23 protein-coding genes are annotated in these 24,079 nt (G+C 35.6%); 9 read left to right on the plus strand and 14 right to left on the minus strand.

Going from position 1 to position 24,079, the window contains the following annotated elements:
• The first annotated feature begins 46 nt into the window (after positions 1-46).
• The gene (locus R1T42_RS10225; protein ID WP_036583999.1) at positions 47-1,225 is read left to right on the plus strand and encodes an acyl-CoA dehydrogenase family protein; all 1,179 of its coding nucleotides are present in this window, start codon (positions 47-49) and stop codon (positions 1,223-1,225) included.
• Positions 1,226-1,296: 71 nt separating this feature from the next.
• Here R1T42_RS10225 and R1T42_RS10230 read toward each other — a convergent pair whose 3' ends face one another.
• From R1T42_RS10230 to trmB, 5 genes are all read right to left on the minus strand, one after another.
• On the minus strand, positions 1,297-1,578 hold the full coding sequence (locus R1T42_RS10230; protein WP_317290263.1) for a NifU family protein: 282 nt from the start codon (positions 1,576-1,578) through the stop codon (positions 1,297-1,299).
• 4 nt (positions 1,579-1,582) lie between these two features.
• Positions 1,583-2,722, minus strand: coding sequence for an Mrp/NBP35 family ATP-binding protein (locus tag R1T42_RS10235; RefSeq protein ID WP_036583996.1), 1,140 nt, complete (start codon positions 2,720-2,722; stop codon positions 1,583-1,585).
• A 124-nt stretch (positions 2,723-2,846) separates the two neighbouring features.
• A complete protein-coding gene (locus R1T42_RS10240; protein WP_036583994.1) occupies positions 2,847-3,191 on the minus strand; it encodes an MGMT family protein in 345 nt (114 codons plus the stop codon).
• Positions 3,178-3,807, minus strand: a complete 630-nt coding sequence (locus tag R1T42_RS10245) for a LysE family translocator (RefSeq protein WP_317290264.1) — start codon at positions 3,805-3,807, stop codon at positions 3,178-3,180. The genes R1T42_RS10240 and R1T42_RS10245 overlap by 14 nt, the downstream gene beginning before the upstream one ends.
• The gene (gene trmB / locus R1T42_RS10250) at positions 3,808-4,476 is read right to left on the minus strand and encodes a tRNA (guanosine(46)-N7)-methyltransferase TrmB (protein ID WP_036583988.1); all 669 of its coding nucleotides are present in this window, start codon (positions 4,474-4,476) and stop codon (positions 3,808-3,810) included.
• Positions 4,477-4,544: 68 nt separating this feature from the next.
• Here trmB and R1T42_RS10255 point away from each other — a divergent pair, with 68 nt between their 5' ends.
• The gene (locus R1T42_RS10255; protein ID WP_317290265.1) at positions 4,545-5,657 is read left to right on the plus strand and encodes a glycosyltransferase; all 1,113 of its coding nucleotides are present in this window, start codon (positions 4,545-4,547) and stop codon (positions 5,655-5,657) included.
• On the opposite strand, the gene R1T42_RS10260 is transcribed toward R1T42_RS10255, so the two are convergent.
• Positions 5,558-6,652, minus strand: a complete 1,095-nt coding sequence (locus tag R1T42_RS10260; RefSeq protein ID WP_317290266.1) for a sensor histidine kinase — start codon at positions 6,650-6,652, stop codon at positions 5,558-5,560. The genes R1T42_RS10255 and R1T42_RS10260 overlap by 100 nt on opposite strands.
• Positions 6,642-7,328, minus strand: coding sequence for a response regulator transcription factor (locus R1T42_RS10265; RefSeq protein WP_317290267.1), 687 nt, complete (start codon positions 7,326-7,328; stop codon positions 6,642-6,644). Before R1T42_RS10265 ends, R1T42_RS10260 begins: the two co-directional genes overlap by 11 nt.
• A gap of 223 nt (positions 7,329-7,551) precedes the next feature.
• On the opposite strand from R1T42_RS10265, the gene R1T42_RS10270 reads away from it, so the two are divergent.
• The 3 genes from R1T42_RS10270 (at position 7,552) to R1T42_RS10280 (ending at position 13,324) form a co-directional block, all read left to right on the plus strand.
• The gene (locus R1T42_RS10270; RefSeq protein WP_317290268.1) at positions 7,552-10,152 is read left to right on the plus strand and encodes a T9SS-dependent M36 family metallopeptidase; all 2,601 of its coding nucleotides are present in this window, start codon (positions 7,552-7,554) and stop codon (positions 10,150-10,152) included.
• Between the two features lie 123 nt (positions 10,153-10,275).
• Positions 10,276-12,267 (plus strand): lamin tail domain-containing protein, encoded by a 1,992-nt coding sequence (locus tag R1T42_RS10275; RefSeq protein WP_317290269.1) that lies wholly within the window; start codon positions 10,276-10,278, stop codon positions 12,265-12,267.
• A gap of 85 nt (positions 12,268-12,352) precedes the next feature.
• Positions 12,353-13,324: a LuxE/PaaK family acyltransferase gene (locus tag R1T42_RS10280; protein ID WP_317290270.1), complete on the plus strand. Its 972-nt coding sequence runs from the start codon at positions 12,353-12,355 to the stop codon at positions 13,322-13,324.
• Between the two features lie 3 nt (positions 13,325-13,327).
• Here the strand turns inward: R1T42_RS10280 and tyrS are convergent, their stop codons facing one another.
• The gene (gene tyrS, locus R1T42_RS10285) at positions 13,328-14,626 is read right to left on the minus strand and encodes a tyrosine--tRNA ligase (RefSeq protein ID WP_036583968.1); all 1,299 of its coding nucleotides are present in this window, start codon (positions 14,624-14,626) and stop codon (positions 13,328-13,330) included.
• A gap of 82 nt (positions 14,627-14,708) precedes the next feature.
• Between tyrS and R1T42_RS10290 the strand changes: the two genes are divergently transcribed.
• The gene (locus R1T42_RS10290) at positions 14,709-15,710 is read left to right on the plus strand and encodes an NAD-dependent epimerase/dehydratase family protein (protein ID WP_317290271.1); all 1,002 of its coding nucleotides are present in this window, start codon (positions 14,709-14,711) and stop codon (positions 15,708-15,710) included.
• A gap of 8 nt (positions 15,711-15,718) precedes the next feature.
• Here the strand turns inward: R1T42_RS10290 and R1T42_RS10295 are convergent, their stop codons facing one another.
• From R1T42_RS10295 to R1T42_RS10305, 3 genes are read right to left on the minus strand one after another with little or no spacing between them, the layout of a single operon-like run.
• Positions 15,719-16,138, minus strand: coding sequence for a DUF4296 domain-containing protein (locus tag R1T42_RS10295; RefSeq protein ID WP_317290272.1), 420 nt, complete (start codon positions 16,136-16,138; stop codon positions 15,719-15,721).
• Positions 16,135-17,475, minus strand: a complete 1,341-nt coding sequence (locus R1T42_RS10300; protein ID WP_317290273.1) for a dihydroorotase — start codon at positions 17,473-17,475, stop codon at positions 16,135-16,137. The genes R1T42_RS10295 and R1T42_RS10300 overlap by 4 nt, the downstream gene beginning before the upstream one ends.
• Positions 17,472-18,200: a polyprenol monophosphomannose synthase gene (locus tag R1T42_RS10305; RefSeq protein WP_317290274.1), complete on the minus strand. Its 729-nt coding sequence runs from the start codon at positions 18,198-18,200 to the stop codon at positions 17,472-17,474. Before R1T42_RS10305 ends, R1T42_RS10300 begins: the two co-directional genes overlap by 4 nt.
• A gap of 74 nt (positions 18,201-18,274) precedes the next feature.
• Here R1T42_RS10305 and R1T42_RS14355 point away from each other — a divergent pair, with 74 nt between their 5' ends.
• Positions 18,275-18,928 carry a DUF4271 domain-containing protein gene (locus R1T42_RS14355; RefSeq protein WP_394805707.1) on the plus strand — a complete coding sequence of 218 codons (654 nt, stop codon included), beginning with the start codon at positions 18,275-18,277 and terminating at the stop codon, positions 18,926-18,928.
• Positions 18,929-18,945: 17 nt separating this feature from the next.
• Entirely contained in the window at positions 18,946-19,686 is a 741-nt protein-coding gene (locus tag R1T42_RS10310; RefSeq protein WP_036585301.1) for a uroporphyrinogen-III synthase, read from the plus strand.
• 87 nt (positions 19,687-19,773) lie between these two features.
• Here the strand turns inward: R1T42_RS10310 and pckA are convergent, their stop codons facing one another.
• Positions 19,774-21,384: a phosphoenolpyruvate carboxykinase (ATP) gene (gene pckA / locus R1T42_RS10315; RefSeq protein ID WP_317290275.1), complete on the minus strand. Its 1,611-nt coding sequence runs from the start codon at positions 21,382-21,384 to the stop codon at positions 19,774-19,776.
• Between the two features lie 61 nt (positions 21,385-21,445).
• The gene (locus tag R1T42_RS10320; RefSeq protein WP_317290276.1) at positions 21,446-21,841 is read right to left on the minus strand and encodes a DUF423 domain-containing protein; all 396 of its coding nucleotides are present in this window, start codon (positions 21,839-21,841) and stop codon (positions 21,446-21,448) included.
• A gap of 53 nt (positions 21,842-21,894) precedes the next feature.
• Between R1T42_RS10320 and R1T42_RS10325 the strand changes: the two genes are divergently transcribed.
• The gene (locus R1T42_RS10325; RefSeq protein WP_317290277.1) at positions 21,895-23,259 is read left to right on the plus strand and encodes a saccharopine dehydrogenase family protein; all 1,365 of its coding nucleotides are present in this window, start codon (positions 21,895-21,897) and stop codon (positions 23,257-23,259) included.
• Positions 23,260-23,325: 66 nt separating this feature from the next.
• Here the strand turns inward: R1T42_RS10325 and R1T42_RS10330 are convergent, their stop codons facing one another.
• Positions 23,326-24,012 (minus strand): zinc metallopeptidase, encoded by a 687-nt coding sequence (locus tag R1T42_RS10330; protein WP_036585298.1) that lies wholly within the window; start codon positions 24,010-24,012, stop codon positions 23,326-23,328.
• Between the last annotated feature and the right edge of the window lie 67 nt (positions 24,013-24,079).

A 24,079-nucleotide genomic window follows, 5' to 3' on the forward strand; every position in this document is an offset into this window, starting at 1 on the left:
GAGCATCTGACTTAAGAAAAGTATATTTACGAAAACGATTGAAACGATGAAACCAGACTTATTTGAAGCACCAGACTATTATAACCTGGACGACCTTTTAACTGAGGAACATATAATGATACGTGATGCTGCCCGTGCATGGGTCAAGCGTGACGTTTCCCCTATCATTGAACAGGCAGCACAAGACGCAAAGTTTCCTAAAAGTATTATTCCAGGACTTGCTTCCATTGGTGCATTCGGACCTTATATACCAGAAGAGTATGGTGGAGCTGGATTGGATCAAATTTCATATGGTTTAATTATGCAAGAAATAGAACGCGGTGATAGTGGAGTGCGCTCTACTGCATCTGTTCAATCTTCTTTAGTAATGTATCCTATATGGAAATATGGTACTGAAGAGCAAAAACAAAAATTCCTACCTAAATTAGCTAGTGGTGAGTTTATGGGGTCCTTTGGTTTAACAGAGCCAGATCACGGATCTAATCCTAGCGGAATGGTTACTCGTTTTAAAGATGCTGGTGACCATGTCATACTTAACGGTGCAAAACTATGGATATCTAACAGTCCATTTTGCGATGTTGCTGTTGTATGGGCAAAGGATGAAAATGATCGTATTCATGGCCTTTTAGTAGAACGTGGAATGGAAGGATTTACAACACCAGAAACCCATAATAAATGGTCTTTAAGAGCAAGTGCTACAGGAGAATTAATTTTTCAAGATGTAAAAGTTCCTAAATCAAATATTTTACCAGGGCGCAGTGGACTAGGTGCACCTTTAAGCTGTCTAGATAGTGCCCGTTTTGGGATTGCATGGGGCGCGATAGGTGCAGCTATGGATTGCTATGACACAGCATTAAGATATTCAAAAGAACGCATACAGTTTGGCAAACCAATCGCTGGTTTCCAATTACAGCAAAAGAAGCTCGCAGAAATGATTACTGAAATCACTAAAGCCCAATTGCTAGCTTGGCGATTAGGTGTACTGCGTGAGCAAGGAAAGGCGACTAGTGCTCAAATCTCTATGGCTAAACGTAATAATGTAGAAATAGCCATCAACATAGCTAGAGAAGCAAGACAAATGTTAGGTGGTATGGGAATTACTGGCGAGTATAGCATTATGCGTCACTCTATGAACCTAGAAAGTGTTATAACTTATGAAGGTACTCACGACATTCATTTATTAATAACAGGTTTAGATATTACTGGAGAAAACGCCTTTTCTTAATTACTAATAGACAAATTATATCATAAAAAAACCGATTCATACGAATCGGTTTTTTTTATGCTTGATAGAGTTTACAACTCTATATTATCACGATATTCTTCTTTTAAATCCTGACCAGATATGTCTATTACACTTTCTATTTGAGGAGCGTGTTTCTTAACGGTGAGTTCCACACCAGACTTTAAAGTCATCTGATTTACATGACAACCGACACAAGTTCCCAACAAGCGTACTCTGACATATTTATCATCTTTAATATCTACGAGCTCGATATCACCAGCGTCGCGTTGTAAAAAAGGTCTGATTTCTTCTAGCCCAGCTTCAACAGCGGCTTTAAGTTCGGTTCCTGTCATAATTTTATTTATTTACTGCACTACAACCTGCCATAGTTGTTATTTCTATCGCTCTCGTAGGTGGTAAAGCACTGTTGCGTCGCACAGTTTGCTCTACAACGTTTTTAGTGATCTCTGTAAAAGCAGATTCTATTTCAGTTCCTTCTTGCATAGCCGCCGGACGACCTACATCACCTGCTTCTCTTATACTTTGTAATAAAGGTAACTCTCCTAAGAATGGTACTTTAAGATCTTCTGCTAGGTGCCTTGCTCCATCTTTACCAAAAATATGATATTTATTCTCTGGTAATTCTGGTGGTGTGAAATAAGCCATATTCTCAATGATCCCTAATACGGGTACATTTATGCTTTCTTGTTGAAACATTGCAACACCTTTACGAGCATCTGCAAGAGCTACAGTCTGTGGAGTACTAACAACAACAGCACCTGTTAATGGTAATGATTGCATTATTGATAAATGAATATCTCCCGTACCTGGCGGTAAATCGACTACTAGAAAATCTAAATTACCCCATGCAGCATCAAAAATCATCTGATTTAAAGCCTTTGCAGCCATAGGTCCTCGCCATACGACAGCCTGATCTGGTTGTGTAAAGAATCCTATGGAAAGAATCTTAACCCCATAACTCTCTACGGGCTTCATTTTAGATTTACCATCTACATTAACCGATAGTGGCTTTTCATTTACTACATCAAACATTATGGTAGCACTAGGACCATAGATATCTGCATCTAGTAATCCTACTTTAAAGCCCATTTTTGCAAGTGACACTGCTAGATTTGCAGTTACGGTAGATTTCCCTACACCACCTTTTCCAGAGGCCACAGCGATAATATTATCAATACCAGGAATCGCTTTTCCTTTAATTTCTGGAGCCTTGTTTTCAGTAACAGGTGCTTCTACTTTAAGATTTACTTTAATCTGAGCTTTTTCATAAACCTCTTTATGAATAGCTTGTAGAATAGAAACCTCTGTCTTTTTTTTAGCTTGTAAGCTAGGATTATCAATAGTGACATCTACCACGACCTCATCTCCAAAAACGAGTACGTTTTTAATGGCACCACTTTCTACCATATTTTGCCCATGACCAGGAACCGATATGGTTTCTAGCGCCTTCATTACTTGTTGTTTTTCTATTTTCATAGCTTCTTTAGAATACTACAAAGATAAGCAGCAAGACACTTAATTAAAAGCAATCTAAATAAGAAACTGATAATCTGTTGTTAAGAATTACGCTTTCGCGAAAGCGAAGTCAAAATAACCTCTATTATTCTTTAAAATCAGGTAACTCTAGATTAGGATCCCAATAGATTTCTTTAAAATTTTGAATTTGATCCTCGATTACAGTGATCCCTTCACTTTCTAAAAGTTGTTGCATAAGATTAGTGCCCTGAAAATGGTGCTTACCCGTTAATAAACCATTGCGATTTACAACGCGTTGCGCTGGTATGCCTGGCACATTGTGACTAGCATTCATAGCATACCCTACTGTCCTACTACTGCGCGGCGCACCAATATATCGTGCTATGGCGCCATAACTAGTGACACGACCATAAGGAATTAGTCTTACTACTTTAAAAACACGATCATAAAAATCATTAGAAGACTTCATAAATACGTATTAAAGTGAATAAGGCAATGACCATGGTTAAAGCGGAAAGTATATAATTGATTTTACGAGCAAATGTATGACTGTCAAAACCAAATTTCTTAACATATTTGATATATGCAAACAGCATCATAAAAGTCCCCATAGAAGCACCTAGTATAAACAAATGAGCCATGGGATATTCAAAGGTAAATAGACCGCGACCTGCAAGGAACGAGCTAAAACCTATGTAAAAAGGAATCGGGAAGATATTTAATGCTGACAAAATAATACCTTGACTAAAAAGCTTTACATCTGATTTATCTACTGGTTGTATTTCTGGAGAATTATCCAGTCTAGCTTTTATAAAAAAGAAAATAGATAAGGCTATAAAAACGGCAATCGCAAATTTTTCAAGAGTAATTAAAATCTCTGGATTATCATTAAGCAATTTAGAAAAAAACACTCCTACATAAACCTGCGCAATTACAACAACAGCGGCACCTAAGGCAAATACGACTGCGGCTCGTCTACTTTGTTTTACACTTATTTTAGCAGCTGTTAAATTCAATAATCCTGGAGGAATGACTCCTACAAAACCGACACAAAAACCAAAAATAAAATGTAAAAACGTAATCATTTATCGCAGTCTAAATTTAAGGTAAGTTATGGCTTTACCTTGCTCAAGATACTGCTTTTCATAAAAAGTCTGGGTACTTACTACTTCTTCAGGCGCTTCAGTGTGTGTATAGATGTCATGATGCGCAAAGACAATATCTTCACCTAGTCCTTGCAATAAACCCAATGTATAACCATGCATAAACTCAGAATCTGTTTTGAGATTAATAAATCCACCTTCTACAAGAATGTTTTTATACTTAGATAAAAATTCTGGATTAGTCATGCGGTGCTTAGTGCGCTTATATTTTATTTGTGGATCTGGAAAAGTAATCCATATTTCATCTATCTCATTCTTTCCAAAAGCATACTCAACTAGTTCTATTTGAGTTCTCAAAAAAGCGACATTAGTGAGTCCTTCCTCAATAGCTGTTTTTGCACCACGCCAGAAACGAGCACCTTTTATATCTACACCTATAAAATTACGGTTAGGGTATTTGCGTGCTAGGTCAATGGTATATTCTCCTTTACCACAACCTAATTCTAAGGTTATAGGATTATCGTTTTTAAAAAATGTAGCCCATTTACCTTTCCACTCAAAAGCAGTAGTCATCTCTTCCCGAGTAGGTTGAATAACGTTATCGAATGTTTCGTTTTCGTTAAATCGCTTTAATTTATTCTTAGATCCCAATACAATTATTTAATAGATGGATAATTAATCCTTAAACCCTTATGGTTTAAAGACACTTATATTTGAATATGCAAATATCTAAAAACATTCTGGTTGCACCACTAAATTGGGGACTAGGTCATGCAACTCGTTGTATTCCTATCATCAATGCTATTATCAGAAATGGTGACAACCCTATCATAGCAAGCGATGGAATGGCTTTAGAACTATTAAAAAAAGAATTTCCGAGATTAAAATTTATTGAATTACCTAGTTATGAGATTTCGTATCCAGAAAAAGGACAATTCTTAAAACTTAAATTACTTAAGGACTCTCCTAAAATCTGGAATGCTATACGTAAAGAACACTTGATGCTAGCTGAGTTAATTGCGCATCATCAATTAGACGGTGTTATATCGGACAATAGATTAGGCCTGTATAGTAAAATTATTCCAAGTGTGATTATCACACATCAATTGCAAGTATTATCGGGCTCAACGACCTGGTTAAGCACTCAACTACACTTACATTATATAAAAAAGTTTGATTATTGTTGGATACCCGATGTAGATGGTATACTGAATTTATCTGGATTATTATCTCAACATACCGATGACGATATTTTTAAAGTTTATCTGGGACCATTAAGTAGGTTTGAACGCAATCCTAAATCACAGATAAAATACGATTTAATGGTTCTTCTCTCTGGTCCAGAACCTCAACGTAGTATTTTAGAACGTAAATTATTAAGCGAAGTGAAACGTTTTAGTGGCGAGGTACTTTTTATTGCAGGTAACGTACGTGGAAAACAACAAATGGAAAAGAAAGGTGATATCACCTATTATAATTACTTATCTACCGAAGGATTACAAAAGGCTCTAGATCGCAGTGATATCATCTTAAGTCGCAGTGGTTACACAACCATTATGGATCTACATAAACTAGGAAAAAAAGCTTTCTTTATACCTACACCTGGACAGTTTGAACAAGAGTATCTCGCTCAATCATTAGATGATCAAGGCATTGTTCCTTTTGCCAGTCAAGAAGATTTTAAAATTGAGATGTTAGAAAAAATAAAACTTTATAAAGGGTTAGATTCTATCTACTCTTCAACAACTACTTCAATATCTGATATATTATCAGAGACTTTTTCTAACGTAAACGAAAACTCCGAGCCGATACCAGGCTCACTATCCACATAGATGCTCTCATTATGGGCTTCTATAATGTGTTTTACTATAGCTAGACCTAAACCAGATCCACCTTCGCGACGAGAACCACTTTGATCTACTCTAAAGAATCGCTCAAATAATCGTGGTATAAATTCTGCCTTAATTCCCTCGCCATTGTCTGTAACTCTAACGATCACTTTATTATTTATAAGATCTTCAATGGCTATCTCTGTTGTACCGTTTTGCTTACCGTATTTGATAGAATTAACAACTAGATTGGCAATCACTTGTTGTATGCGTTCTTGATCTGCAAAAACTATAATAGGATCTGTATAATCCATATCAAAGGTTAGAGAAATGTTCTTTTTTGCGGCCTTCATCTCAAATTGATCAAAGACTTGTTGCACTAATTCTACGATATCAAAATCTATTACCTCTAGAGACATGTCGCCTACCTCTAGCTTTGTAATCATGTCCATATCTTTAACGATATAAGTTAGTCGTTCCACACCTTTTTGTGCTCTTTGTAAATACTTTTTACGTATGACTTTATCTTTATGAGCTCCGTCAATAAGTGTGTCTATATAGCCTTGTACTGTAAAAAGTGGCGTTTTAAGTTCGTGAGAGATATTACCTAAGAATTCTTTTCTATAAGTTTCTCTAACTTTCAAAGTTTCAATTTCTATCTTTTTATCTTTTGCAAATCGTTCTACCTGCTCTGTTAATGTACGCATATCTGTCGCAATCTCTCGATCTGTAAAACTGCTGGTTTCTAAAAGACTTACATCCTCATAAATCTTTTTAATACGACGATATATAAATCGCTGTACACGATATTGTATTATAAAAAAGGAACTAGAAAAAAGAAGCAAAACCATGATCAGTTCATGCCACCATTTTTTAAACTCAAGATCAAAAATAAGATGGAACAATAGCAATAATAGACCAAAAACTATTGTAATGAATAGAGATGATCTAACTGCAAATCGATAGCTGCGTTTAGTATTAGAAGAGTTATTTGACATATTTATAGCCTACACCTTTTACGGTTTTAAAGCTATCGTCACCTAGTTTTTCTCTTAGTTTTCTGATATGAACATCAATAGTTCTACCACCTACAATAACTTCATTACCCCATACCACATCGAGAATCTCTTCTCTTTTAAAAACCTTTCCAGGCTTTGAAGTAAGTAATGAAAGTAGTTCAAATTCTTTGCGTGGCAAAATAATTTCTTCTTTCTTAAAGATGATTTTATATTGATCTTTATCGATAACTAGGTCACCTATCTTAACAATATTACCTTCATCACCTTTAGGCATCGCATTGCGACGCAATAAAGATTTTACTTTAGAAACTAATACGCGTGGCTTGATAGGTTTTGGAATATAATCATCTGCACCAGCATCAAAACCGGCGATCATTGAATAATCCTCACCACGTGCAGTTAAGAAAGTAATAATAGTATGATCTAATTCTGGAATTTTACGGATTTGCTCGCAAGCTTCAATACCATCCATGATAGGCATCATCACGTCTAGAATGATCAAGTCTGGCTTTTTCTTCTTGGCCTTTTGAACACCTTCTTTTCCATTCTCAGCTGTAAAAACTTGATAACCTTCGTTTTTCAAATTATAGCTTACGATTTCTAGAATATCTGGCTCATCATCTACCAATAAAATCTTTGCAATAGCGTCTTTCATCTTAGTGTAAAGTAAGCTGCTAAGTTAATAAGTTTATCAGCAATTAAAATTAATTGATTGTTAGCTTTAAGTTAAGCGATATTAAATCTATGCTCTTTATTGAGAGCCGCTTTCGCGAAAGCGAAATTTCATAAACCAGTTACATGAACAAAGTCTTGTGATAGAATTATGAGATTCAAGACGTATATTGGGACTTTAATACTACGCAGATTATCAATTATATATGAGAATTTTAATATCCCTATTTATAACAATCACTTGCTTACAGGCCACTGCACAAGAATATACCAGTATAGCGAAAGAATTTTTAAATCAAAACAAAAACACTTATCTTTTTGAAGTTCAAGATATTAACGAACTAAAAGTCACTACAAGCTCTTTTTCAAAAAGTCTGAATGCTCAGACCGTTTATATATCTCAATACTATCAAGGGATTGAAATTGCAAATAGCTCTTCTATGTTCTTAATTAGAGATAATGAGGTGATTAGTAGCTCCATTTCATTTGAAAAGAACATTATTAGTAAAATAAACTCGACCAATAACGCTATTGAACCAATAACTGCAATTCATCAAGCTGCTAGCTCAATGGAATTAAATTTTAACACCAATACGTATGCTACTGGAACCGATCAAAACGGCATACTACATTTCTCAAATAGCTCTTTATCATCAAAACCGATCAAGCTTAATCCTATTTATATTAAAACTGAAAATATATTAAGACTCACCTGGCAAGTCTACATAGAAACTAATGATAATCAACACATGTATTTATTATACATTGACAGTATATCTGGTGAATTAATTAAGGAAATTGATTTAGTAATTAGTTGTAACTTCAGTCATGATGAAGAAAATCAACATCAACCACGTCATAGCAGCTATTTTACAGAGACGTTTAGTACACAAACAGCTACTACTTTCATGGACAATTCTCAATATAACGTTTATGCTCTTCCATTAGAAAGTCCTAATCATGGGAATGAATCTATAGTAAATAGTCCTGCAGATCCAGTTGCATCACCTTTTGGATGGCATGACACTAATGCTGTTGTAGGACCTGATTTCACTATTACAAGAGGAAATAATGTATTTGCTCAAGACGACTTTGATGGCGATGGATCCACTATAGGTGCATCACCAGATGGTGGGATTACACTAGACTTTAGTTTCCCACAGCAGCTGGACGTTCCTGCTAGAGATAATATTAATGGATCAACTGTTAACTTATTCTATATGAATAATATGATGCATGATATTTGGTACCAGTACGGATTTGATGAAGCCAGTGGAAATTTCCAATCTAATAACTATGGTAATGGTGGTCTAGAAGGAGACTTTGTCGTTGCAGATGCTCAGGATGGTAGCGGATTTAATAACGCAACCTTTGGTACTCCTGGAGATGGTGGTAATCCTAGAATGAATATGTTTTTATGGAACGCGCCTACCACTGGTGGAGTAAACCCTTTAACGATAAACAACAGTAACCTCGCTGGCAGTTATGATGGTGAGCCAGCAGCTTTCGGCAATACTTTACCGAGTCCTAATAGTCCTTTAGTATCAGATTTAGCCTTGGTTATAGACGATAATTCGGGAGGTGTATCTACAGACACTAGCGATGCTTGTGATGTTATTACAAACGGCCCATCATTAAATGGAAAAATTGTAGTAATGCGTCGTGGTAATTGCCAATTTGGGACTAAAGTTCTTGCTGCGCAAAATCAAGGAGCTATTGCCGTGATTGTAGTTAATAATGTTGCGACTGCACCTATCGCGATGGCACCAGGGAATGACGGAAATCTAGTCACTATTCCATCAATTATGATTAGTCAAAATAATGGTAATTCTTTAATTGCAGCATTACAAGGTGGCGCGACTATCAACGCTAGTTTGAACAATACGGGTCTTTTTAGAAAAGATGGTAGTTTAGATAATGGAATTGTAGCACATGAATATGGGCATGGTATTTCAACACGATTGACAGGTGGTCCTGCAAACCCTAGTTGCTTAAGTAATAATGAACAAATGGGTGAAGGCTGGAGTGACTGGTTCAGTCTTATCATTACTATAGAACCAGGAGATTTAGGTACAGATATAAGAGGTATAGGAACCTATGCTACAAATCAATCTGTAACTGGACCTGGAATTAGAAATTTCCCTTATAGCACTGATTTTAATATCAATCCAGTAACATTTGGCGACACTAACAATGCAAACTTTTCCGCACCACATGGGATTGGCTCTATATGGGCTAGTATGCTATGGGATCTATCCTGGAGATTTATAAGTGATTATGGATATGATCCTGATCTGTTTAATGGAACTGGCGGAAACAATATTGCAATGCAACTAATTATGGACGGCATGAAACTACAGCCTTGTAATCCTGGCTTTGTAGATGGTAGAGACGCCATTCTACAGGCAGACATGATTGCAAATGGCGGTGTTAACAGTGATAGAATATGGGAAGTTTTTGCAGCCAGAGGTTTAGGTTTTAGTGCTACACAAGGAGACAGCAACAACCGATTTGATCAAATTGAAGCATTTGACACACCAGCACCTCTAAGCAATGATAGTGAGTCTATTAACTCTTTCAATATCTTCCCTAATCCTACTAACGGACTAGTCTCAATTGCTTCATTGAATCAAGTCAACAATGGTCTTCTAACCATATATGACTTCAATGGAAGAATTGTTTTCAATAAAACATCAAACTTTAATGAAATAGTAAAAGTTGATTTAAGCTCTTTGAAAGCAGGAATATACTTAATCTCAATTTCTGGAGAGGACATTAATCACGTAGAGAAAATCGTCGTAAAATAGACAAAATCCGTTGTGTTAAATGGTTGATTAATTTATTACATCTGATGTTATGTTAACATTAAATCCCTTAAAGTCAAGACTGCAGGATTATGAATAATGTATATTTGCAAAAAACAATCAGAGATGAAACAAATTTACTTTACGGTTGCAATGTTCTTCGTTGCAGCAATTTCTTTCGCACAAACATCAGAATTACTGATAAGTAAATATGGTGAAGGGACTTCTAACAACAAATTTTTTGAAATTTATAACGGTACTGGTGCTCCAGTTAATTTAGATGGATATGCATGGCCTAGTGTCTCAAATGACCCAACTGTAGTAGGTGAATATGAGTTTTGGAACACTTTCAATCCAGGTGCAGTAATTGCCGATGGAGATGTTTACGTTGTTGCACATGGAAGTGCAGATGCAAGTATTCTTGCTCAAGCAGATCAAACCTTCAATTTTTTAAGTAATGGAGATGATGGATTTGCATTAGTGCTAAACAATGGAACATTTAATGATTTAGACATGGATGGTCAAGTTGATGCAGGAGAAATGACAGGTTTTACTATTCTTGATTTCCTAGGAGATTTTAACGGTGATCCAGGTTCAGGTTGGGATGTCGCAGGTGTTGTAAATGGAACTGCAAATAATACACTTACAAGAAAATCATCAGTTTGTAGTCCAAATAATGATTGGGATGCCTCTCGAGGTTATGACGCTACAACCATGATGACTACAGCAGCCGCTTCAGAATGGATTGTGACTGGATCAAATAGTGGATGGAATACTATTGGTTCTTTTGTAGGATGTTCAACGGCCGCAGCCTTAAATATTACTTCACCTGCAGATGGAACTGTACTTGCTGGCGGAACAACTAGTGTAGATATTATTTTTAGCGCACAGAATGCTCCAGCTACAGCAACATATGATATTAACGTTGATGGTATGGTTACAACAGGTGTTACATCTCCGTTTCCAATAACTGTTCAAGATGGTGGATCTTACATGGTAACCGTAAATCTTATAGACGGTGCTACTACTATTGCAACAGACGTTACTAATTTCTCTGTGGCTTTTCCTTGTGATTTACAAATAGGTACTATAACTGAAACTTGTCAAACTAATACAGCAGGAGTTGATTTGTATGATGTAACCATTGATTATACTGGTGGTGGTACTTCAACTTACACAATTGATACAGCAGGTAATGGTGTTGTTGCTGGTGACAATCCTTCAACAGTCGCTGCAGGACAAATTATGATTACTGGTGTAACAGAAGGAACAAACTTTACTATTACTTTTACTGGAGACCCTACAAATAGTAGTTGTAGTTTCACACGTAGCATCACAAGCCCAGCTTGTATTGGTAATGTAGTATGTGCAAACCCAGGAGATATTATCATAACCGAAATTATGCAAAATCCAGCGGCAGTTGGTGATAGTGTAGGAGAGTATTTTGAAGTTTATAACACAACATCTGCACCTATTAACATGCAAGGATGGGAAATAAAAGATGACCTAACAGCAAGTGAAACACATGTTATTAGCGGTCTTGTAGTACCTGCAAATGGTTATGCTGTTCTAGGATTGAGCAGTGATTCAACAATTAATGGAGGAATCACAGTTGATTATGAATATAACACTATTAGTTTAGGTAATTCAACAGATGGAATAATGATAGATTGTACAGGAACTGTAATAGATATTGTAATTTATGATAACGGCGCAACTTTTCCTGATGGTACCGGTGCAAGTATGGAACTTGCAGTATCAAAGTATAATGCGACAGACAATGATCTAGGTGTTAACTGGGGACTTGCAACAAGTGCTTATGGTTCTGGTGACTTAGGTACACCAGGTGCTGTAAACGACTTTACATTATCAAACGAGCAGTTTACTAAAAACAGCTTTAAATTATTCCCTAATCCAGTTTCTGGTAATGAAATCAATATCTCTGTAGAGAATGGTAATCCTGTAGATGTCATTATTTACTCTGCATTAGGACAGCAAGTTATTTCTCAAAAAGCAGTAACTAACTCTATCAATGTATCTTCATTAGATGCTGGTCTTTACATTGTAAAGGTTTCTCAAAATGGAAATTTACAAACTAGAAAGTTAGTCGTTCAATAAGAATTACAAAACTTTTATAAATCAAGCGCCGCAGTGTTACTGCGGCGCTTTTTTATTTACTTTTGAAATCAATTAACACTTCCTATTGTTTCAGTCAGTTTTTAATATAACATCATCATCTAATTTTGAAGAATTGGCACTAGCCATCTTTAAACATCAATTAGATCACAACACTGTATATCATAAATACTGTCATTTAATAGGTAGAACGACACCACAATCGGTAGATGAAATCCCATATCTTCCAATTTCGTTTTTCAAGAGCCACCATATTGTTAGTAATACTAATAAATCAGAAATTACATTTACCAGTAGCGGAACCACAGGCATGACCACATCTAAACATCATATCACTGATACTGGTGTATATGATTTAAGTTTGGATAAAAGCTTTGACATCACTTATGGTAATCATGAAGATTATGCTGTACTCGCCTTACTACCGCATTACTTAGAGCGCAGTGGATCTTCTTTGGTTTATATGGCACAACGCTGGATAGAAAAGAGCAAACATCCATCTAGCGGCTTCTATCTTAATAATATAGATGAACTTGCACAAGTGCTTAAAACCTTACAGCAAAATAATCAAAAGGTCATTCTTATAGGAGTCACCTTTGCGCTACTGCAACTAGCAGAAAAGTTCCCTCAAGAATTACCTCAAACCATCATCATTGAGACTGGTGGAATGAAAGGCATGCGTAAGGAAATCATTAAACAGGAGCTGCATGATATTTTAAAGTCCGCTTTCGCGAAAGCGAGTATTCAAAGTGAATACGGCATGACAGAGCTATTATCACAAGCCTATGCTAGCGATGGTATTAATTTTACCACGCCACCGTGGATGAAAGTAACTACTCGAGACACTAATGATCCATTGAGTTTATTAAAATCCTCAAAAACTGGTGGACTTAACATAATAGATCTAGCTAACTATAATTCCTGTTCCTTTATTGCTACACAAGATCTAGGTAAAGTATTACCCGATGGCACTTTTCAAGTTCTAGGAAGGTTTGATCAGTCTGATATAAGAGGCTGCAATTTGATGGCTGTGGAATAACTTTTACTTCACTAACACTAAAAAGTAATTACGTTTACCACGTTGAAGCAACAACATATTCTCTGCAATTAAATTATCAGTGGTAATTACTGTCTCCGCGTTTATTTTATTCTTATTGATAGAAAGACTATTTTCTTTAAGAGCACGACGTACCTCACTGTTTGACGGCAAGAAACTTGTTAAGTCTGCCATGAGAGTTACAGGATCTACACCATCCTTTAAAGCATCTTTAGCAATTTCGGCTTGTGGAACACCTTCAAAAATATCGAGTAAAGTTTCTTGATTAAATTCACTCCACTGCTCTGGAGTTACCGTTTTACTAAATAATATTTGCGAAGCTTTAAGAGCGGTATCATAAGCCTCACGACCATGCACCATAACTGTCACTTCTTCTGCAAGACGTTTTTGCAACACTCTATAGCCAGGATCTTTTGCATGCTCTTCAATTAAAGACTCACAAGTTTCTTTATCCAAGAATGTGAAAATTTTAATCCAATTTATTGCATCTTCATCAGTAGCATTAATCCAGAATTGAAAGAACTTATAAACCGATGTTTTATCTGTATCCAACCAAACATTTCCAGACTCTGTTTTACCAAATTTAGTTCCGTCTGCCTTGGTAACTAATGGTGTCGTTAAGGCATACGCTTTACCACCTAATTTACGACGCACTAATTCTGTACCAGTTGTTATATTTCCCCATTGATCGCTACCACCTATTTGTAGCTTACAACCCATATTTTCATAAAGATGAACATAGTCATAACCTTGAAAAAGCTGATAAGTAAACTCTGTAAAGCTCATTCCTTCGCCTTCACCTTGAACACGTTTCTTTACAGAATCTTTAGCCATCATGTAGTTAACAGTTATGTGTTTCCCTACATCCCTAGCAAAATCTATAAGGCTAAAGTTTTTCATCCAGTCATAGTTATTCACTAGAACAGCTTTGGTCGCATCATCTCCTTTTTCAAAATCGATAAATCTGGATAATACAGACTGTACACCTGCAATATTTTTATCTAATATATCTTGAGTCAACAAATTGCGTTCATCACTTTTACCAGATGGATCGCCTATCATACCTGTAGCACCACCTACTAAAGCAATAGGTCTATGACCTGCACGTTGCAAATGCATCAATAAAATGATTTGCACCATACTACCTATATGTAAAGAATCTGCAGTAGGATCAAAACCTATATATCCTGTAACAACTTCTTTTTCAAGTAATTCTTCAGTTCCTGGCATGATATCATGTATCATACCTCTCCATCTTAGTTCTTCTGCAAAATTGTAAGCCATCTCAAAATATTTAAGCTGCAAATATATAGGCTTTACCGCACTTTTAAGAGTATTTAAAGCGCGGTTTATGTACTTTTACCATATGATTTTAGTAACTGGCGGCACTGGACTAGTAGGTGGACATTTGTTATATCGCTTTTGCGAAAGCGGAACTCCAATAAGAGCGATATATCGAGATCTTAAGAGTATCGATAAAACACGTGCTATATTTAATTCTTATGGTGCTAACAAAGATCAGTTAGTTGACGAGATTGAATGGGTACAAGGTGATATTCTAGAAATACCAAGCCTAGAAGAAGCCATGTATGGCATTACACAGGTTTATCACTGCGCAGCTATTGTAGATGGCGCTCCTTTCTGGCAAATGAAGAAGGTTAATGTAACAGGAACTTCTAATGTTATCAATACCGCACAAGCTCATCAAATAGAGAAACTATGCTATGTAAGTAGTATAGCAACGCTGGGCGACCCAGTAGGACAACGAGCTATAAATGAAGAAGACTTTTTTAATCTAGACGCAAAAAACAGCAACTATGCCATTTCAAAATATGGTGGCGAGATGGAAGTATGGCGTGCAACTCAAGAAGGGATGAATGTTATTATAGTTAATCCTGGTGTTATTATAGGTGAAGGAAATTGGGAAAGTGGATCTGGAAAATTATTCTCTCAAACCTATAGAAAACAACCTTTTTATACCGATGGATCTAGTGGTTTTGTAGACGTAAGAGATGTTACCAATGCGATGATACAACTTATGAATTCTGATATCGTAAATGAACGTTTTATTATCGTTCAATCATCGATTCATTATAAAGAAATTTTGAGTAAAATAAGTCATAGCTTAAAAAAGAAAGCACCTAAGATCATGATCCCTAAATGGATGTTATATCTCATATCTGCAACAATGAAGATAGGCCACTGGATAGGTTTTAATAGAGGCCTAGAACGTGCTACCGTACAATCATTAACCTCTCACAGTAAGTATGATGGTTTAAAGATTAAAGAGCATGTAGATTTTAACTACACACCAATTGATAAAAGCATCCAGCGAGTATGCGATTACTACTTAAAAACTTTAAAATAAGAAGAAGCTTATTTTAAAGACTCTAGAACTTTATCAATCTTATTTTTTGATATAGAGTCTAATTGGGGAACAGCTTTATTGATATTATTTTGTCTTGCTGTCACGCTATCTTTAATGACTAGTAATTTTTCATCAACTAAGTCTAAAACTTCAATAAAATCCTCTACCCTATCTGCGTAATAATTAAAATTGTTCTTAAATGAGATACTGTCAATACCGTGTTTTTGATAAACGTATTGATCCGGTATAATTCCCAAATCGACAAAAGATTTACGATTCGAAGTCATAGAACCTTCAATTAAATAAACATCTGTCATTATAGAAGCCATTTTTTCAGTATCAAAAAAAGGATCTGGCTTTGGTGTTCTTTCTATACCAGAGCAAGCTCCAATTATCAATAAACTTAAAATCGCTGACAACTTTCTCATCGTTGAAAAGTAAGCGCTTGAGCATTTTTCACCTGATTTACCTTGAAATTTTGATATGCTAGGTGACCATTTACAAACGTATGAGTGATACGACTATTAAAGGTAACACCTTCAAAAGGTGACCACCCACATTTTGCCAGTATATTATCTTTAGTTACCGTCCATGGATTATTGGGATCAACAAGTACAAGATCTGCTTTGAAGCCTTCTCTAATAAAACCACGATCTGCAATATCAAACAACAATGCTGGATTATGGCACATTTTCTCTACTACTTTTTCAATCGATATTTTCTCTTTTGCAACAAACTGCATCATAGCCGGTAAAGCATGTTGCACTAATGGTCCACCACTAGGACACTTTAAATAAGAATTAGATTTCTCATCAATAGTATGAGGCGCATGATCTGTGGCAATTACATCGATACGATCATCTAGTAATGCTTCCCATATTTCTTCACGGTCCTTTGCTGTTTTCACAGCTGGATTCCATTTAATTAATGAACCTTTTGCAGCATAATCTTCATCACTAAACCACAGATGATGTATACAGACCTCTGATGTGATTTGCTTATCCTTAATAGCCTTTTTATTATTAAAAAGATTTGTTTCTTTCCCTGTTGAAAGATGGAATACATGAATCCTACCACCCGTTTCTTTGGCTAATTCAACTGCTCCAGAACTACTTAGATAACAAGCTTCTTCACTTCTTATAATAGGATGTTGCTCCATAGGGATATCATCTCCATAGGTATCAATAGCCTGTTGTAAATTAGCTTTGATGGTTGCTTCATCTTCACAATGTAGTGCTATTCTCAACTTTACGTTAGAAAATATTTTTTTAAGCACTTCTTTATCATCAACCAGCATATTACCAGTAGACGATCCTAAAAACAGCTTTAACGCAGGCACTTTAGTTACATCTACCTTAAGAATTTCGTCTAGATTATCATTCGTCCCACCAAACATGAAAGCATAATTGGCATAACTATCTTTAGCAGCTATAGCCATTTTATTTTCCCATTCTTTAATGGTTGTCGTTTGTGGAGAGGTATTAGGCATTTCCATGTAGGTGGTAATTCCTCCGGCGACCGCAGCTGCACTTTCAGACTCAATATTGCCCTTATGAGTCAATCCAGGCTCTCTAAAATGAACCTGATCATCTATAACACCTGGCAATAAGTATTTACCTTCTGCATCGATAATAATTGTATTACCATCTTTGGCACTTATACTTTCAGAAATCTCTTTTATAACATCACCTTCAATAAGAAGATCACCATTTCTAGTGATTCCATCAGTAACAATCTTGGCATTCTTAATTAACGTCTTTCTCATATATCTAGTTTCCCTAATAAACTACTTATCTTCATTTTTAAAACCCCAAAAACGGCTTCACTTATAATACCGCCGCTCATCTTAGAATGACCTCTAGAGCGGTCTGTAAAAATTACTGGCACCTCAACAATCTGAGCTTTAAGTAACCACGCTTTAAACTTCATTTCTATTTGAAATGCGTAGCCTACAAATTTAATCTTATTCAAATTAAATTTTCTTAATAAACTAGCTTTATAACATACAAATCCCGCTGTAGTATCGTGAATTTGCATTCTAGTAATCCATCTAACATATTTTGAAGCTCCATAAGAGAGTAAAATACGTGACATAGGCCAGTTGACCACATTAACACCTTTTACATATCTACTTCCTATAGCAAGATCTGCACCAAGCTCACAGGCAGTGTAAAGTTTAAATAGATCTGCAGGGTTATGTGAAAAATCTGCATCCATTTCAAATATGTAATCATAATCTCTAACTAGAGCCCATTTAAAACCATGTATATAAGCAGTACCTAGGCCTTGTTTCCCAGCTCTTTTTTCTAAAAAAAGTCTATCAGAAAAACCTGACTGATAACCCTCTACAATCGCAGATGTACCATCTGGTGAATTATCATCTACAATTAATACATGTACATCTTGATAAAGAGAGAAAACAGACTCAATTATCATGGATATATTTTCCTTTTCGTTATAAGTAGGAATTATTACAATTGATTTCTTCATAGAGTTGGTAAAAATAACGAAATAAATAGCCTAGCTGTACTAACGAAAAACAAAAGAACTTATTTTTACAACCTATGGAACTGAGAGAATCATATATAAATAACTGGGCTACCATAGTTATCGCATTTTGTCTGTTACTATTAGTAATTGCAAAGTGGATTTACAAAAGTGAATTTTATCACTTACTAAGTGCCGCGATAAGTAATCGATACATTAAAGTCTCCAGGAACGAGAATCCAAATCATGGTCTCAGAATCATTACAGTGACCGTATACACTATTGGTTTGGCTTTATGGATTACAAAACTATCCTTTACTGAAGGTCAATTATTATTAGATTTTAAGACATTTACACTCATCTTAACTGGACTAACGATATTTATTCTTGCAAAGCGATATTTCTCTATGATGATTGCGTCTTTAATGAAGTTTGATGAGATATTAGAATTAATTGAATACCATCGAAATACTTATAGAGCCGTCTTAGGTATATTACTAATTATTGTTAATCTATTAATTTATTACACCTTTCATGATTCTATAGTAGCGGTACGATTGATAAGCATTGTAAGTATTTTCATGTTTGTTATTTATAATTTTATAATCCTTTATACCTATTCAAAGTCACTACTTCAACACTCTTTTTATTTTATTTTGTATCTTTGCGCGCTTGAAACAGCACCCTATCTACTTTTATATAAGTATATTATGCTGTCTAGAGCCTACTAATAAAGAAAAGAATGCTTATGAAAGTGAAGACAATTTTAGTTTCCCAACCTGAACCTAAAATGGAAAATTCACCCTATCAGACTTTAGTAGATCGTACTAAGGTTAAGATAGATTTCCGTTCGTTTATACATGTAGAAGGTGTTCCTTCTAAAGAAGTACGCGAGCAAAAAATAGACATTAGCAAGTTCACTGCCATTGTTTTAACTAGCCGTAATAGTGTCGACCATTTCTTCAGAGTTGCCGAAGAAATGAGATATAAAATTCCGGACTCGTTGAAATACTTCTGCCAAAGTGAAGCTGTTGCTTATTATTTGCAAAAATATGTAGTGTACCGCAAGCGTAAAATTTATGTTGGTAAACGTACCTTCAAAGAACTAGTTCCTCTTATTAAAAAGCATAAAAACGAAAAGTTTTTAATCCCAAGTTCTGACAAGCTTCAAGATGAAGTACCAGAACAAATGGATGCTTTAGGAGTAGTGTGGACCTCGGGAACTTTTTTCCGTACCGTAATAAGTGATCTTTCTGATCTAGCAGACGTGAAATACGATATTTTAGTATTCTTCAGTCCTAGTGGAATAGAATCATTGTTTAAGAATTTTCCTGAATTTACTCAGGATAAAACACGAATCGCTGTTTTTGGAAATACCACTATGAAAACTGCTGAAGACATGGGACTACGTATCGATATACAAGCTCCTACACCTGAGTCTCCTTCAATGACTATGGCTATTGAAAATTACATTAAAGAAGATAAATAATATTACGCTTTCGCGAAAGCGTAATGTTTAAACACAAAAAAGTCCCTTAGATAAAGGGACTTTTTTTATATAATAAAGTTGATACAATTAATACTTCAGTGGTGCTCCTGCCATTATTTCTGAAGAAGCATAATCTTCAAATTGTTTGAAGTTATCTCTAAATGCATTAGTCAACTTTGATGCGGTTTTATAATAACCTTCATCATTTTTCCATGTTGCCCTAGGACTCAAAACATCTGTAGGCACATTTGGACAAGTACGTGGTTGTGCAACACCAAAAACAGAATGCACGTGATAATTGTCCTTATTTGCAGCCTCTAGACTACCGTCCATTGCTGCTGTAATCATCGCTCGAGTATATTTCAACTTCATTCGCGAACCAACACCATATGGCCCACCAGTCCATCCTGTATTTACTAACCATACATTAACACCTGTTTCTTTCATTTTTGCACTCAACATCTCAGCATACTTAGTAGGGTGAAGAGGCATAAATGGCGCTCCAAAACAAGCAGAGAAGCTAGGAACTGGCTCTGTAATACCAGCTTCTGTTCCTGCGACTTTTGCAGTATAACCACTAATGAAATGGTATGCTGCTTGACCAGGAGTTAATTTAGATATAGGAGGCAATACTCCAAAAGCATCTGCAGTTAAGAAGAAAATATTCTTAGGATTATCTCCTACAGAAGGTTTCTTAATATTGTCGATATGGAAGATAGGATAACTTACTCTCGTATTTTGGGTAATAGATGTATCCTTAAAATCTACTGTTTTATCAGCGTTCAAGATAACATTTTCTAAAATCGCACCAGGCTTAATAGCATTGTAAATTTCTGGCTCACCTTCTGCATCCAGATTTATCACCTTTGCATAACATCCACCTTCAAAATTGAAAACATCGTTATTTGAAGTCCAGCCATGCTCATCATCACCAATCAATGCTCGATCTGGATCTGTAGAAAGAGTTGTTTTACCTGTACCACTTAAACCAAAAAAGATGGCTGTACTTCCATCTTTTCCTACGTTTGCGCTACAGTGCATAGGCAAAGTGTTTTTATACACAGGCAAAATAAAGTTGAGCGCACTAAAAATTCCTTTTTTGATTTCGCCAGTATAACCGGTTCCACCTATTAAAGCAATCTTTCTAGAAAAATTAAGAATAGCAAAGTTATGCTGTCTTGTACCATCTTGATCAGGTACTGCCATAAATCCTGGTGCATTTATAACAGTCCATTCTGGAGAGAAATTCTCTAACTCTTCATTCTCTGGCCTTAAGAACATATTATAAGCAAACATGTTAGACCACGGATACTCATTAATGACTCTAATATTAAGTCTATAATCTTGATGTGCACAGGCATATGCATCTCTCACAAAAACATCTTTACCATCCAGGTAAGAGGTCACTTTATGAAGTAATGCATCAAATTTATCCGATTCAAAAGGTATATTGATATTACCCCACCAGACTTTGTCCTCGGTAACCTCATCTCTAACAATGAAGCGGTCCATCGGCGATCTACCAGTAAATTCACCGGTATTAACAGCGAGTGTGCCGTTTGCGGTTTCTTTACCATCATAGCTAGCAACACTAATCTTTTGCAGCTCTGCTGGTGGTAGTTGATAATTAATTTTGGAATTTTTAATTCCCCATTCTTCTAACGAAATCGTTTTCGTAACTAAGGTATTTGAACCCATGATTATCCTTTTGTTTAGCTAAGGTTTAGGATGCAAAAATAGAAATCATATATCTCTCTCCCTATCTATTAACAGAATTATTTGAAATAATTTTCCACAGAAGCACAATCCAACCAGAGATAAGTAGCAATCCACCTATAGGAGTTACAGGCCCGAGAAAAGAAAAATCAATGTTCCAAAGGCTTGTAGTTGTTAACAGGTAAATACTAATAGAAAACAGAATAACACCAATGGTAAATAAATAAAAAACAACTTTTTTAGTCTTATCGCTTATAAGCGGAATAGAAGCTAATAATATAAGTGCTAGGGCATGATACATTTGATAACGTACACCTGTTTCAAAACTTTTCAACTGGTCGATTGTTAGATATTTCTCTAAGGCATGCGCTCCTAGAGCTCCTAAAACAACAGCTGTTAATGCATATATAATACCTACAACCAATAACTTTTTAACCATTTGTATATCTATTTATAAGAAGTCTTTTAAATTGCCTCAAAATTACAACAGATATGCGTGATATACTGATTATAGGAGCAGGTAAATCAACTGGAGTGCTAGTCGATTACCTTTTAAAAAAATCAGAAGAAGAGAATTTAAAGCTCTTGATAGCAGATAAAAATATAGATCAAGCAAAATTACTAGGCCAAAATCATAAAAATGTTGAAGCTGTTCAACTAGATATTTTTAATGAAGACCAGCGTAAATCTTATATAAAAAAAGCATCGATAGTTATATCAATGTTGCCTGCAAGGTTTCACATTGAAGTGGCGAGAGATTGCATTGCTTATGGAAAATCAATGGTTACCGCCAGTTATGTAAGTCCTGAAATGCAAGCCTTGAATGAAAGTGCTATAGAAAAAAATCTTGTCTTTATGAACGAGATAGGTGTTGATCCTGGTATCGACCACATGAGTGCCATGCAAGTACTAGATAGAATAAGATCACAAGGTGGTAAAATCTTATTATTTGAGTCCTTTACCGGTGGATTGGTTGCCCCTGAAAATGACGATAACTTGTGGAATTATAAGTTCACTTGGAATCCTCGTAATGTTGTTACCGCAGGTCAAGGTGGTGCGGCAAAATTCATTCAGGAAGGTCAATACAAATACATACCATACCATAAGTTATTTAGAAGAACAGAATTTCTAGATGTAGATGGCTATGGTAGATTTGAAGCTTATGCTAATCGTAATAGTTTAAAATACCGTTCGGTATACGGACTCGATGATATCCTCACATTGTATCGAGGCACCATGCGTCGTGTAGGTTTTAGCAAGGCTTGGAATATGTTCGTACAATTAGGAATGACTGACGATACTTACACCATTGAAGATTCTGAAAACATGAGTTACCGGGATTTTGTGAATAGCTTTTTACCATATTCACCTACAGACTCTGCAGAACTTAAAATGCGTCACGTTCTAAAAATTGATCAAGACGATATCATGTGGGATAAATTAGTAGAATTAGATTTATTTAATGCTACTAAGATGGTAGCATTAAAAGAAGCTACACCTGCACAGATCTTACAAAAAATCTTAGAAGACTCATGGACTCTTCAAGATGGAGAAAAAGATATGATTGTTATGTATCATAAATTTGGATATGAGATTAATGGTGAAAAGAAGCAGATAGACAGTACGATGGTGTGTTTAGGTGATGGCAATATGCAAACTGCCATGGCAAAAACAGTTGGTCTACCTGTTGCAATTGCCGCTCTTAAAATCTTAAATGGCGAGATCACCTCACCTGGAGTACAAATACCTATTACAGCGCCTATTTACGAGCCTATTTTAAAAGAGCTGGAAGATTATGGAATACGCTTTCGCGAAAGCGAAATAGAATACCTGGGATACAATCCCTTAAGTTTATAAGTGACATTAAATAAAAAGGAGGATGGTTTTAAATCATCCTCCTTTTTTAATAAAATTCTGTTTTATTTATCGTCTTCTTAGGAAGATTGATATGAAATATAGTAAAGTTGCTAATGAGCCTATTGCCGCTACTAGATAGGTGCGCGCAGCCCATTTAAGGGCATCTTTTGCACCGGCATGCTCTTCTTGAGTCAACATGTTTTCATTCTCTAACCATGCTAGTGCTCTATTACTAGCATCATACTCTACTGGTAAAGTTACAAAGGCAAATAAAGTACCTACTGCATACATAATAATACCTATTAAGAGTACGGTACTACCAAAGGCAGATGCCGCTGCTAGTGCGAGTCCACCCATAATTACATATTGCGAATATTTAGACGCAATGCTTACTACAGGAACCAGCTTAGACCTCATCCCTATCCAGCTATAGGCTGTTGCATGTTGTATAGCATGACCTACTTCATGTGCCGCAACTGCTGCTGCTGCTGCATTACGTTCAGAGTATACAACTTCACTTAAATTTACGGTTTTATTAGAAGGATTGTAGTGATCTGTTAGTTGACCTTTTACAGATATTACCTTAACATCAGTAATACCATTATCATCTAACATTTTTTGAGCAATTTCTGCACCACTCATACCGTTTTTTAAATGTATTTGAGAGTATTTTTTAAACTTACTTTTAAGCTTGTTACTTACAAACATGCTCAGTAAAAAAACTGCTCCACCGATTATATAGTAACCCATCATTCCACCCATGATATTTTTATTTTTTAATTATTATTTAAAAATAGCTCTTATAAATGACTCTTTAAAA

It is taken from the genome of Nonlabens ulvanivorans (assembly GCF_032922765.1).
Taxonomy (GTDB): Bacteria; Bacteroidota; Bacteroidia; order Flavobacteriales; family Flavobacteriaceae; genus Nonlabens; species Nonlabens ulvanivorans.